The 13,117-nt window shown below is 69.3% G+C and carries 10 protein-coding genes; 4 read left to right on the plus strand and 6 right to left on the minus strand.

Going from position 1 to position 13,117, the window contains the following annotated elements; translation table 11 throughout:
• The first annotated feature begins 31 nt into the window (after positions 1-31).
• The 3 genes from VF106_RS14495 to VF106_RS14505 all read left to right on the plus strand — a co-directional run bounded on the left by VF106_RS14495 (position 32) and on the right by VF106_RS14505 (position 4,639).
• Positions 32-1,135, plus strand: coding sequence for an ROK family transcriptional regulator (locus VF106_RS14495; protein ID WP_330840205.1), 1,104 nt, complete (start codon positions 32-34; stop codon positions 1,133-1,135).
• Positions 1,136-1,390: 255 nt separating this feature from the next.
• Positions 1,391-1,849, plus strand: a complete 459-nt coding sequence (locus tag VF106_RS14500) for a hypothetical protein (protein WP_330840206.1) — start codon at positions 1,391-1,393, stop codon at positions 1,847-1,849.
• 30 nt (positions 1,850-1,879) lie between these two features.
• A complete protein-coding gene (locus VF106_RS14505; RefSeq protein WP_330840207.1) occupies positions 1,880-4,639 on the plus strand; it encodes a helix-turn-helix transcriptional regulator in 2,760 nt (919 codons plus the stop codon).
• Between the two features lie 31 nt (positions 4,640-4,670).
• Here VF106_RS14505 and VF106_RS14510 read toward each other — a convergent pair whose 3' ends face one another.
• From VF106_RS14510 to VF106_RS14535, 6 genes are all read right to left on the minus strand, one after another.
• Entirely contained in the window at positions 4,671-5,282 is a 612-nt protein-coding gene (locus tag VF106_RS14510) for a CGNR zinc finger domain-containing protein (RefSeq protein ID WP_330840208.1), read from the minus strand.
• 73 nt (positions 5,283-5,355) lie between these two features.
• Positions 5,356-6,657, minus strand: a complete 1,302-nt coding sequence (locus tag VF106_RS14515; protein ID WP_330840209.1) for an MFS transporter — start codon at positions 6,655-6,657, stop codon at positions 5,356-5,358.
• A gap of 150 nt (positions 6,658-6,807) precedes the next feature.
• Positions 6,808-7,233, minus strand: coding sequence for a cupin domain-containing protein (locus VF106_RS14520; RefSeq protein WP_330840210.1), 426 nt, complete (start codon positions 7,231-7,233; stop codon positions 6,808-6,810).
• A 48-nt stretch (positions 7,234-7,281) separates the two neighbouring features.
• On the minus strand, positions 7,282-9,000 hold the full coding sequence (locus VF106_RS14525) for an AMP-binding protein (protein ID WP_330840211.1): 1,719 nt from the start codon (positions 8,998-9,000) through the stop codon (positions 7,282-7,284).
• A 23-nt stretch (positions 9,001-9,023) separates the two neighbouring features.
• Complete coding sequence (locus VF106_RS14530; RefSeq protein WP_330840212.1) at positions 9,024-10,982, minus strand: FAD/NAD(P)-binding protein; 1,959 nt, start codon at positions 10,980-10,982, stop codon at positions 9,024-9,026.
• Between the two features lie 901 nt (positions 10,983-11,883).
• Positions 11,884-12,504 (minus strand): hypothetical protein, encoded by a 621-nt coding sequence (locus tag VF106_RS14535; RefSeq protein ID WP_330840213.1) that lies wholly within the window; start codon positions 12,502-12,504, stop codon positions 11,884-11,886.
• A 118-nt stretch (positions 12,505-12,622) separates the two neighbouring features.
• Here VF106_RS14535 and VF106_RS14540 point away from each other — a divergent pair, with 118 nt between their 5' ends.
• On the plus strand, positions 12,623-13,117 hold the full coding sequence (locus VF106_RS14540) for a hypothetical protein (RefSeq protein WP_330840214.1): 495 nt from the start codon (positions 12,623-12,625) through the stop codon (positions 13,115-13,117).

Below are 13,117 nucleotides of genomic sequence, written 5' to 3' on the forward strand. Positions count from 1 at the left end.
TAAATTGGCGAGCCGTGCCAGGATCACGGACATGCCGGACACCGGGGTGAACCTGCGCGGGATGCGTCAGCACAACCGCGCCCTGCTACTGACCCACATCCTGCGCGCGGGAGAGTGCAGCCGCGGCGAGCTCGCCGCGCGCACCGGGCTGACCCAGCAGGCCGTGTCCAAGATCCTTCCCAGGCTGATCGACGCGGGCCTGCTCGACGAACACCGGCAGCCCGCCACCAGCGTTGGGAAGCCACGCACCCTGCTGCGCATCCGGGCAGGCGCCCGGCACGCGCTCGGCGCCCGGCTCGACCGCGACGAGTTCCATGTGCTGCGCACCGATCTGACCGGGCACATCGAGGCGTCCACCGGCGGTCCGCTGCCGCGCGGGTTCACCCCCGAACAGGCCGTCGACGCGATAGCCGACGCGGCACGACGACTCGCCACTGGAGCCGAGGGCCTGCTCGGCCTGTGCGTCGGCGCGGTCGGCCCGCTCGATCACCACTCCGGTGTGGTCCGCGACGCGACCGACATGCCCGGCTGGCACGACGTGCCGCTGCGCGAGTTACTGGCCGCGCGGACCGGGCTGCCGGTGATCCTGGACAAGAACACCAACGCGGCCGCCTTCACCCGGCTCTGGCCACACCACTCCCCCAGGGCCACCGCGGTCGTGCTGGTGGGTACCGGCATCGGGGTTGGCCTGATCGTCGACGGCCGCCTCTACCGCGGCCCACGCACCAACGCCGGCGAGTTCGGCCACACGACCCTCGACCACGCCGGACCACGCTGCGCCTGCGGACGCCGCGGCTGTGTGGAGATCCTGCACGACAGCGCACCGGACCCACACACCGCGGCGGGCCTGCTCGGCATCGGACTGGCCGATCTGGTGCAGGTGCTGGACCTGGAACGGATCGTGCTCGCCGGCCGCGCCGTGCGCGCGGCACCGGAGACCTACCGCGAGACCGTCCGAGCCCGGCTGGCCGAGCAGCTGCCCGCGTCCCGCTGGCAACCCGTCGACATCGAGGTCGACGAACTCGGCGAGGACATCGTCTCACTCGGCGCGGCAACCGAAATCCTGGCGCGGTTCTTCACGAACCCGAGCGGGGACATCGAATCGACCGGTCCGCGCGCGCGGCGGCCGGGCTAGCAATCCGCGCTGTTCATACAAACGCAGGCACGCGGCGTCGACCCACAGCGGCGTCCCGATCCCATCAGTCCTCCCGCCTGTTACAGGACGGTCCCCCACCTGGACTCCACTGATCACCTCCTGCAACGCGCGCACGGCGCGATCGATGCCTACACACATGTGTTCCCCGGCGGGCCCCGACGAGGACACGATGATGACCCAAGCGCAGCAACGCGGCATCGCCGACGGGAAGCGGCGGCTCAAGCCGAGACCGAGATGATCTCCGGGTGCGCCGGCCGCCGTGACCGCACGATCCGGTCCGGTGTGGAACGTCGGAGCCTCATCACATGCCCGGCCGCCACGTCGTCCGGGCCGCCGCGCCGAGGGGCACAGGACGCCGTCCCGGTTGAGCCCGTTCGCGATCGCCTGTACTTCTACGCCGCCGAACCGGGCACCGTGGTCGACGTGGCCGGCGCCCAATGGAGCATCAGCGCGATCAACGAGACCATGATGACGATCAACATCTTCACCGTCGTCGCGGTCGCCTTCCTCTCGCGGGTCGTGATGAAGCGTCCTTTCACCGCGTGGCCGCCGGGCTCGGTCGGGCGTGCGTCGGGCGCTGGGCGTCGACACGCTCGCCACGTCGATCATGACGTCCACGCCGCGTGGCGTGTCCGAAGTAGGCGACTGTCCGTACCCCGACCCCGCAGTGCATCATGGGACAACCCGAGTTGATCAGGGCTCCTTTGACCTGCGGAGTTGTGGATGTCGAGCAATGCTCCTCGGCGCAGGCTGCGTGGCCGGCGCAGCGAGTGCGAGACGCTGGATCGGCTGGTCGCGGACGCCCAGGCGGGTCAGAGCCAGGTGCTGGTGCTGCGCGGCGAGCCGGGCGTCGGCAAGTCCGCACTGCTGGAGCACGTGATGGGGCGCACGGCAGGATGGCGGTTACTGCGGGCTGCCGGCGTCGAGTCGGAGATGGAACTGGCGTTCGCCGGGCTGCACCAACTGTGCCTGCCGGTCACGGGGTATCTCGATCGCCTGCCCGGCCCGCAGCGTGACGCCCTCGCCACCGCGTTCGGACTGCGCACGGGGAGCGCGCCGGACCGTTTCCTCGTCGGGTTGGCGGTGCTCAGCCTGCTGGCCGAGGTGGCAGAGGAACAGGAGCTCGTCTGCGTGGTGGACGACGCCCAATGGCTCGACCGGGTGTCCGCGCAGACCCTCGCGTTCGTCGCGCGGCGGCTGCTCGCGGAGCGGGTGGCGGTGGTGTTCGCGGTGCGCACCTCGACGCCCAACTCGGGCGACGACCTGGGGGGACTGCGAGAGCTGGTGGTCCGAGGGCTGCGCGACGCCGATGCGCGTGCTCTTCTGGACTCGGTGGTCCCCGGCCGGCTGGACGAGCGGGTCAGGGACCGGATCATCGCCGAAACCAGCGGCAACCCTCTGGCCCTGCTGGAACTGACGCACGGGTTGACGGTGACGGAGCTGGCCGGTGGGTTCGGCCGACCGGACGCGCGACCGCTGGCGGGACAGATCGAGCAGAGTTACCTGCGGCGTGTCAGGTCGCTTCCGGGTGAGGCACAGCGGCTGCTGCTGGCCGCGGCCGCCGAGCCGGTCGGCGACGTGTCGTTGCTGAGGCGGGCGGCCGAGCGGCTCGGCATCGGGCCGGACGCCGCCGCGGCGGCCGAGGCGGCGGACCTGATCGAGTTGGGTGCGTGGGTGCGTTTCCGTCATCCGCTGGTGCGCTCGGCGGCCTACCGGGCGGCGGACCCCGCCGAACGCCGGGACGTGCACCGCGCGCTGGCCGAGGCGACTGACCCCGGCGCCAACCCGGATCGCCGGGCCTGGCATCGCGCCCACGCCGCGGTCGGACCCGACGAGGCCGTGGCCGGCGAGCTGGAGCGTTGTGCTGATCAAGCCCAGGCCCGCGGCGGTGTCGCGGCCGCTGCCGCGTTCCTGCGGCGGGCCACCGAGCTGACGCCAGATCGGGCCGCACGAGGGGCCAGGGCGGTGGCCGCGGCGCGGATCACCTTCGAGGCCGGGGCTCCCGAGGCGGCGCTCGAGCTCCTCGCCACCGTGGAGCCAGGCCCGCTGGACGAGCTCCAGCACGGGCGGCTCACCCGGCTGCGTGGCCAGATCCTCGTCGCCCGCAGGCGCGGCGGCGACGCCCTGCCGTTGCTGCTCGACGCGGCCCGCCGGCTGGAACGAGTCGACAGCGGGCAGGCGCGGGAGACGTACCTCGAAGCGATCGGAGCGGCGGTCTTCACCGGCCGCCTCACCGGACACGGCGGGGTGAGGGCGGTGGCCGAGGCCGCCCGCACCGCGCCGCGCGGACCGCAACCGCCACGGTTGGTGGACGCCCTGCTCGACGGCCTGGCGACCCGGTACGCCGAGGGCTACGTCGAGGGCGCGCCACTGCTGATGCGCGCCCTGCGAGCGGTCCGGCAGGACGCCGGACGCGACGCGGACGCCAGCATGCGCTGGCTGTGGCTGACCTGGCTGATCGCCGGTGACATGTGGGACGACGAGGCATGGCACGAGCTGACCACGCACGCGGTCAGGGCCGCCCGGCAGGCCGGCGCACTCAACTTCCTTCCCCTGGCCCTCACCTACCGCGCCGCCGTACACGTGCACGGCGGCGCGTTCGACCTGGCCTCGGAGTTGCTCGAGGAGTCCGACACCCTCATGGACGTGACCGGTCACTCGACCCTCGGGGTCGCGAAGCTGCTGCTCGTCGCCTGGCGCGGCCAGGATGCCCGGGCACCGGAGCTGATCCGGGCCGGCATCCAGCACGCGACGAGTTGGGGCGAAGGGCGAGCGATCGGCCTGGGCAACTACCTGCTCGCGCTGCTGCAGAACGGCCTCGGCCAGTACCAGGACGCCCTGGCCAACGCCGTACGGGCCGGCGAACACGACGACCTGGCAAGCCACGGCTTCTCCCTCCCCGAACTCGTCGAGGCGGCCGCTCGCACGGATGCCCGCGACGCGGCCGCGCCGGCCATGCGACGTCTCGAGGAGCGTGCCGCCGCCAGCGGCACGGACTGGGCGCTGGGCGTCCTGGCGAGGTCGCGGGCGCTGCTCAGCGACGGCCAGGCCGCCGACCTGCTGTACCGCGAGGCCATCGAGCACCTCGGACGCACCCGGATAGCCGTTCAGCTCGCTCGCACCCACCTGGTCTACGGCGAGTGGCTGCGCCGCGAGAACCGGCGCCGCGACGCACGCGAGCACCTGCGTACCGCGTACGAGATGCTGGCGGGCTTCGGCGCCACCGCCTTCGCCGAGCGGGCCCGCCGCGAACTGCTCGCCACCGGCGAGACGGTACGCCAACGCACGGCCGACATACCCAAGGCGCTCACCGCGCAGGAGACGCAGATCGCCCGGCTCGCCGCGGAGGGGAAGACGAACTCCGAGATCGGTGCCGAGCTGTTCATCAGCCCTCGCACTGTCGAATGGCACCTGGGCAAGGTGTTCACCAAGCTCGACGTGAGCTCGCGGACCAAGCTCCGCGGAGCGCTGGCCGGCGCCTGACCACCAAGAGGTCGCCGTCCGGCCGAACTCGTCACGCTCGGTTCCGATCCCGGAACGCGGCGACACGCTCGCGATTGCCACACGACGCTGAGGAGCACCAGCGGCGCTGCCTGCCGCGGGACGAGTCCAGGTAGAACGACCCGCACGTGTCGGCCTGGCACTGGTGCAGTCGCTCGGCGTCCGGGCCCGTGAGCAGGTCGACGGCGTCGCGCGCCACCGTGGTCAGCACCTGGCTGACCGTCGGCGGGACGGTCTGGGCGGTCAGGTGGACACCACCGGATGAGTCGGACTGTGCGATCAGCTGCACGAGGTGGATGTCGCCTCGCGCGTGCTTGTTCACCAGTGCCACGGCGTTCTCCAGGGCCGACTCCGGCCCGCCTCCGGCTGCCGACACCAGGCGGAAGATGGCCTCCCGCAGCCCCTGGAAGTCCGCGACATCCGCGTCGCGCGGCGGGGACGCCGTGACCAGATCCTTGGCGGTCAGCCAGTCGGCGAGCCCGGCCTGGTCGGCGAGGTCGTCCTCGGGAAGTTCGCTGAACCTGCCGTGTACCGTCGCGATCAGCTCGAGGCAGATCCGGCCGGTACTGACCGGACGCCGTCTGGTCTTGGCCGACATCGCACTCCCCGCCGTCGGTAATGCCACAAGCCTATTATGGCCAGATTGGCAAACCGGTCGCCCGCGGGTTGGGGTTCGCGGGCGACCGTCAGCCGTCGTTTCAGCCAACCTTCCGCTCGCGGGGCATCAGCACCGCTGAGATCGCCGCGGGCGCGGCGCCGATCGCCAGCATCACCAACGGCCACGACGAGGTGAGGTCCAGCGTGGCCGCGATCAGCAGCGGGGCCGCGAAGGCGCCGCCGAACACCATGGTGTTCTCCAAGCCGAGTGCCGTGCCGGAGCGTTCGGCGCCGGCCATCGTGGCGATCTCGGCGTAGTGCACGCCATGCCAGCCGCACGCGAGGACACCGGCCACCACGAACAGAGTGGCGATCGCCCACGCCGGGACCGTGGCGTACATCGCGATGACGCCGAACGCGATCGCGATCAGCCAACTGTAGGCCCGCACGATCGTCCTGCGGTGCCGCCCGCCCTGCAGGTCGGTCCACTTGCCGCCGACCACACGTGACACGCCACCGAGTACCTGCACGATGATCAGGAGAACCACGATGGTGCCCAGGGACAGGCCGACCACGCTGTGCAGGAACACCGAGCCGAAGGTGAGGACGGTGAACTGAGGCAGGTCGAGCAGGAACGCGACGATGCCCACCCGCCAGATGTCCCATCGCCGCAACGGGTTGCGCAATGTCGTGGCGGCCTGACCACCGACGGCCTTGGTGCGGGCCAGTGGCGGCTCGTCCAGCCACAGGACCACCGCGATCGTGGCCGCCAGCGAGAAGACGGTGAGGAAGCCGAAAACCCACGTGAATCCCGCGTTCAGGGCCAGCACTGGGAGAACCGCGGCCCCGATCGCGCCACCGGCCGGCACGGCGGCCACCCGCAGGCTGATGGCGAAGCCACGCTTGTTGGGCGGGAACCAGCCCATCACGGCACGCCCGCTGGCGCCGTTCACACAGCCGCCAAGCGCGCCGGCCAGCAACAGGACGAACGCGAGCATCCAGTGCGAGGGCACCGAGTTCCCGCTCGGGGTCAGGAAAAGGGTCACCACACCCAGCGCGAGCGTGGTCCCGCCCATGCCGGTGATCAGCACCTTTCGTTCACCGATGCGGTCGGAAAGGATGCCCCAGAACACGTCCGAGGCGAAGATGCCGAAGGTCACCGCGGCCAGCACGATGGCGAGCTGACCGGTGTTCAGGTGGTAGGCCAGCGCGAGGAACGAGCCGGCCGTGGGGATTCCTTGGAACGCCGCGCTGAACGCGGCTTGGGCGCCGATACCGATCCCGAGGACACCCCACTTGTACCGCGGCGAGTGGGCTTTCCCGGATCGTCCGACCTGAGGCTCTGGTGGCTCGGCGACCGGCGGCGCCGTGGCTCGGCTCGGTATGGCCTGGGTGTCGGTCATTACTGCTCTCCTGAGGGGTTTGCGGCGAAGCGAGCGATGCCAGCCAAGTAATGCCTTTAATACATTACATGCTGGAGGCAGAGCATGCCGGAGTCCCGAGGGCGGCGAGCGCCCTCGGGACTGCCGAACGGGCTCCGCGATGAGTGCGGGTCAGCTGTCGCCCTGTTCGGCGGCGGCCGCGGTGGTCTTCTCGAAGTCGGCCGCGGTGACCGGCCGGGTGCCCTTCTCCCGGATCACCAGCGCGACACAGCCGGTCGGGCTGGAGACCTGGTGCACGCTGGTGGGGGTCTCGACGAACAGCGTGCCGGCCGGATAGCGGTCACCGTTGTCGTTGTGCAGCTCACCCTCCAGGATGAGCAGCACCTCGTAGCCCAGGTGCTCGTGCAGGTCGCCGTACGAACCAGGGCGGAAGTGCGCGATGTAGGCCTCCGCGCCGGTCGGGCCGGTCTGCTCGGCGGTGTACAGCCACTCCACGTCGACTGCGGAACGGCCCGGCTGCACGTACGGGGTCCACTTGATCTGGCCGTTGTGCAGGCCGTCGCCGAACAGGTCGCTGTAAATCTTGATGTCACGCATGATTCGTGGTTCCTCTCGATTCATTTTCTTTTCCGATGGCGGGGAGTCTCAGCCGAGACCGGGGGCGCTCGGGCCGGTGGCGCCGAGCAACTCCTCCGCCAGGTACTCGGTGCCTTCGGTGCCTTCGCGGTCGCGGGCACGCAACTCGGCGCGCCGGATTTTTCCGGAGGTGGTCTTCGGCAGAGCCGCGAACTCGAGCCGCCGGATCCACTTGTGTGGCGCCAGGTTGTCGCGGCAATGGGTCAGGATCGACTTCGCCGTGGCGACGGACGGTTCTCCGTCGCGGGTCAGCGACACATAGGCCTTGGGCACGAACATGCCGATCGGGTCCGGCGCGGGGATCACCGCCGCCTCGGCCACCGACTCGTGTTCCAGCAGCACACTTTCCAGTTCGAACGGTGAGACGCGGTGGTCGTAGGACTTGAAAACGTCGTCGGTGCGACCGACGTAGAAGATGTAGCCGTCCGAGTCGCGGTGCCCGATGTCGCCGGTGTGGTAGTAGCCACCCGCGAAGGTCTTCGCGTTCTTCTCGGGATCGTCAAGATATCCGGGCATCACGCCCAGCGACCGTTCGGAAAGCCTGACGCAGATCTCACCCTCGTCGGCCGGCTCGCCCGTGTTCGGGTCGACCAGCACGATGTCGTAGCCGGGCAACGGTTTACCCATGGAGCCCGGTTTGACCGGCAGGCCGGGCGTGTTGCCGATCTGGGCCGTCGTCTCGGTCTGCCCGTAGCCGTCTCGTACGGTGATGCCCCAGGCCTGGCGCACCTGCTCGACCACTTCGGGGTTGAGCGGTTCGCCGACACTGCCCGCCTCTCGAAGAGTGACCGGCCACTGCCCCAGGTCGTGCTGGATCAGCATCCGCCACACCGTCGGCGGCGCGCAGAACGTGGACACGTCCTGCTTGACGAGTTGGTCGAGCAGATCAGTGGGGCCGGCGTTGTTCAGCGACACCACCGTCGCCTCCGCGTTGAGCGGCACGAAGAAGCTGCTCCACGCGTGCTTCGCCCAGCCGGGCGCGGACACGTTCAGGTGCACGTCGCCGGGCCGCACACCGTTCCAGTACATTCCGGACAGATGACCGACCGGGTAGCTGACGTGTGTGTGTTGCACGAGCTTGGGGCGTGAGGTCGTGCCCGACGTGAAGTACAGGAACAACGGGTCGTCCGCCATGGTCGGGGCGTCCGGCGTGAACAGCGCCGGTTCGAGGTAGGCCTCGTCGTAGCGCAGCCAACCCGCCACCCGCTCGCCGACACAGATGCGGGTGACGTGGCCCGGCAGTTCGGCGAACGAGTCGGTGAAGAGGTCCATCGTGATGACGTGTTTCACCGCCCCGCGCCGTACGCGGTCGGCCAGGTCGTCGGCGGAGACTGTCGTGAACGTGGGGATGACGACCGCGCCGATCTTCATCGCGGCCAGCACCGCCTCCCACACGGTCACGTCGTTGTCCAACATCATCAGCACCCGGTCACCACGCTGGATTCCGTTGGCACGCAACCAGTTGGCGACGCGGCTCGACCGTTCGGACAGCTCGGCGTAGCTGACGGTCCGGTCCGCCTCCTTGCCGACAACGCGCAACGCGGGCTGGTTGTTGTCCCGTGCCACGTGGTCGAGCCAGTCCAGTGCCCAGTTGAACTCGCTCAGCTGTGGCCATTCGAAGCGAGCGCGGGCCGCCTCGTGGTCGCCCCGCAGGTCCAGTAGAAGGTCGCGAGCTTGCCGGAACCGCTCGGTCGCGGTCCGCGCCGCGATGGGATGCGTGATCGTCATGGCGAACTTTCCTTGTCCTTTGGCTAGCTGGCGACGGAAACGTCGTTCTGGTGCGGTTCGGCGTCCGCGCTCCGCGCGGGGACCGTGCGACAGGCGGCGACGCCGAGCACGTCACGTGCTATCGCGTCGGCGTCGGCGTGGAAGCCGGTCAGCGGCCCGGGCCTGCCGTTGCCGATCTGGGTGAACCAGCGGGCGTTCTCCGTCGGCACGCCGAGCGCGTAGAGGTGCGGATCGGGACTGCCACCGGCGCCGATGACCCGGAACGGCGCGCGGCTGACCGCGACGGCGCCGGTGTTGAATCGGGTGGACGTCACCGGGTCGACGTTCACGTACTCGGAGATCAGGCCGTCCGCGAGCAGTTGTTCGATCAGCGGGTCGGCATCGCGATCGAGTTGCGGCCGGGGAATACGCGCGTCGATCAACGTGCTCACGGCGTGGCGCCCACCGCGTACCTGCGGCGACCACAGGACGAACCGGCCGCCGCGACGCTCGCAGCTGATCCGCATGTCCGGGCCGGCGACGGTCAGCGTTCCGGATTCGATCAGCGCGCACGCCTGCGCCACCCGGATCCCCGGCGGGCCCGCCGACACCATGGTGTTGATCGGGTTGAACCAGCTCAGGAAGTCGTCCCGGTGGGAGTCCGCTCGCAGGCCACCGAAATCCACCGCTTGACGGACGGATGCGCGGATGTCGCGCAGGATGTCCAGCGCGGCTTTCAGCGGGCTGTCCAGGTTGCCCTGTTCGGCCTCGGCGATGTCCTCGCGCAGCAGGGAGATCAGCCGATCGTGGAACGCGCCCTGGTCGCGGAACTGCTCGTCCCGGAACGGCCGAGCCAGTCGCGCCAGATCGATCGACGGCACGTCGGCGACACCGAACTCGGTGAGCAGCTTGTCCACCGCCGCCTGCTCGCCTGTGCCCGCTGTCTGGCGGTGCCGCGCGGCGAACTCCTCGGCCGCCTGCTCGCCCCGCCGCCTGCGCACGTGCGTGGTGTAGTAAACGTGCTGCGCTTCCAGCTCCAACAGCGGCAGGACATCCCGCAGGAAGTCCAGCTGCGCGGATCCGTCGGTGCGCTGCGCCCGGCGCCTTGCCGAGGCGATCGCGAACTCGGTGGCGAACCGCGGTTGATAGCGGTACCCCGGTGACTTCTGGTTGCGCCCGCGCGCCGGCATCACGAGGCCGCTGCGTGAGCCCGCGACGATACGTGGCTCCAAACCGCTGCGCCGGTACCGCATGCCGCCGTCCTCGAGCTCCTCGAACTGCCCGCCGCGGCCGATCGTGAGCGCCATCAGCACGTCGAGGAACGTCAGACCGAGACCGACGATGCCGACGTCCTCACCCGGCTTGATGCCGTCGAGGTCCAGATCGGCCGCGGAGTCGCCAGGCAGGTAACGCGAACCCGGGTTGCGCTCGGCGAACCGGATGAGCCGTTGCTCGCCCGTGCCGGGCCGGATGCGGGGATGGCCGGTGGTCAGCACCACTTTGTCCACGGTGAGGGAGTAGTCACTGCCCTCGGTGCGTAATATCCGCTTCGGACCACTTCGGTCGATGCGATCGACCCGCGCGGTAACCGGCCGCACCTTCACGTTGGACGGCGCGTTCGCCACGAGGCAGTCGAAAGCGTTCCGCAGATACTCGCCATAGACCGACCGGGGCGCGTAGTCGTTCGGGCCGAGAGCGGCCCAGCGCGGGTCGGGATGCCGCTGAAGCCATTCCGCCAGGCTCGGACCCGCACCGGCACGCCATTCACCGCCGTCCGGGCCACCGGAATACACGCTGACCTCACCGGCCGTGGTGTTCATCATGAACCACTCCGGTTGCGTGGTCCGCCAGATCCGGCCGGCCCCCTGTTCGCCGGGGTCGAAGGTCCAGATCCGGACCTGGCCAGACACTGGCTGCTCGGCGAGCCTGACGAGCAGTCGTTCCAGCACGGACAGGCCGCGCGGCCCCATACCGACAATGGCCACGTCCAGGCCAGCTGGCATGGCCTGTATGTTTTCGGACACATTATGCCTTTCCGGAATGGACCGATTTCAATCCTTTGGCATTGCCCGGTCGCGCCATTGCGCCGACCGATTCCCCGCCTGCGGCACCCACACCAAAGGGGATGCGACTAATTTACGAGGGATGACCGCGCGATACAAGGACCCGACAAAAACTCTCGTCAATGACGCGATGGCGGAATGCTATTGCCGCTACTTTGTTGATGGCGCCATCAAGGGTGACTATCCGACCGCAGGTTGATCGTATTTCACAACCGGTCACCGTTAGTTTCATAGCACAGGCTCGGCAGGTTGCGCGAGTGCCCGCGGGGATGAAAAGTGACGCAGGTTACCTGGTCAGGACGTCTCGCTTCGCCCGCCGATCACCGGCATCGCTTCAATTCCGTACGACAACACGGAATGTTGGACACGATGTCCCGACGGGCATTTAAACCCTGGGGCTCCGGCGCCTCGTCGCTTTTGAGGCCGCCGCTCGGTCTGCGGCCGGACCGGTGTCGCGACAGGTCCGACTATTCCCGGTCGGCTGCGAAAGCGCTGATCAAGTCATGGGAATCCAGCTGCGGTGACAGTGACCGCAGCATTGACCCAGCAGGTTTCCCAAACGGTTCGCGACCGCGCACCTGTCCCGAATGGGACATACGGGACAGGGAACCCAGATCTCGCGGGATGCGGTGTCATGAACGGCGACCGATTTCAACCCGTCGTTGTCCGCCCTTGATGAGGACCGAGGCCTCCACGGGCGTGAGCATTCCAGGTGCGCCTCGAAGACGGTCGCGCGCCGCAGGTGCGGACCGGCGAGTACTGGAGCTTCGACGGCGGAACCGACCTGTACACGGCGAGGAGTGACTCGCATGGCCGCACTCGATGTTCAGTTCGCTTCTGGTCAGGCGGTTCGTTCGACGTGCCAGCTGGTGTGATCGGTAGGCCGGTAACCGAGCGGTACCGGTGGGAGTGGCTGCCAGGGTTGTTCAGGGTCTTCGAGGTTCTGGTGGCGGGTGGTGGCCAGTGCCACTCCGGCCGACACCACGAGTGCCCGTAGCGGAACGGTGGCCCGGATCTGTTGGGGGAGGCGGAGTCCGGCGAGCGGGTCGCTGGCGAGAAGCAGTGGGGTCAGATGTGTGGCGGTCACGTCGAGTCCGCCGTCCTCGACCGCGCGCACGCTGGCGAGCATGACCGAGGCCAGGGTGGCGACGGTGTGGCCAGAGCGCACGCGTGTGGTCCAGCGCATGAGCAGGTCCGGTCCGCTGGGTATGGTGCGCTCGTTGATCGCGACCGCGGTGAGGAACGGTTGCAGGTCGGTCAGTTCGTCGGCGACCGCCGCCACCGCTTCAGCCACGGGGTCGCGCCGTGCCGGCACACCAGCACGAACCGCGCCATCGGGCAACGGCGCGTTCACGTACCGGATCAGCCTGTCCGGCTTGCCAGGCTTGACGACCGCGGCGTGCACGGCTTGGTCGTCGAGTTCGAACCCGACCACCGGCCGGCTGGATCGCTTCTCTGCCATGCCCTTCCTCCGTCCAGCGTTGGGATCCGGTTCGCGCGAACCGGATCCCGACGCGGGACGGAAAGGCTGGTGTCGATGCCGTCGCGACCCGCGGCGGCGGGAGTAGGAGGAGAACGTCATGCCATTGATCGGAGCCGAACTCGAAGGTCTCGACAATCTGGCCGCCCAGCTGGACCAGGCCGGCACCACCATCGGCACGACTCGCGCGAACGCCACCCAGACCGGTGCGACGGTGGTACAGCAGGTGCAGGACGCGTCGGCACAGGCGAGTGCCCGGATCCTCGGCGAGATGGCGGCCCTGCGCGACGGTGTCATGAACGCGCGCAACGCCGCCGAGTCGACCCAGTGGACCGGATCGAACGCCGAGGTGTTCCGGGGTGCGCACGCCGAGTTCACCACGGCCATGCAGCAGGCCGAGGCCACCACCAACCAGATCTTCAGCGACTTCCAGCAGGCCATCAACCAGATGTCGCAGTCGTTGCAGGAGAACGTCAGCCAGCTCGAGACGGCGATGGCCCAGGCCGAGGAGTCGTCGCGGAGCATGGGCCAGGCCGTACGCGGCCAGCGCGAGAACCTGGACCAGGCGATGAACACCGGCTGGACCGTGAGCTGA

Source organism: Actinophytocola sp. (genome assembly GCF_036378875.1).
Classification (GTDB): domain Bacteria; phylum Actinomycetota; class Actinomycetes; order Mycobacteriales; family Pseudonocardiaceae; genus Actinophytocola.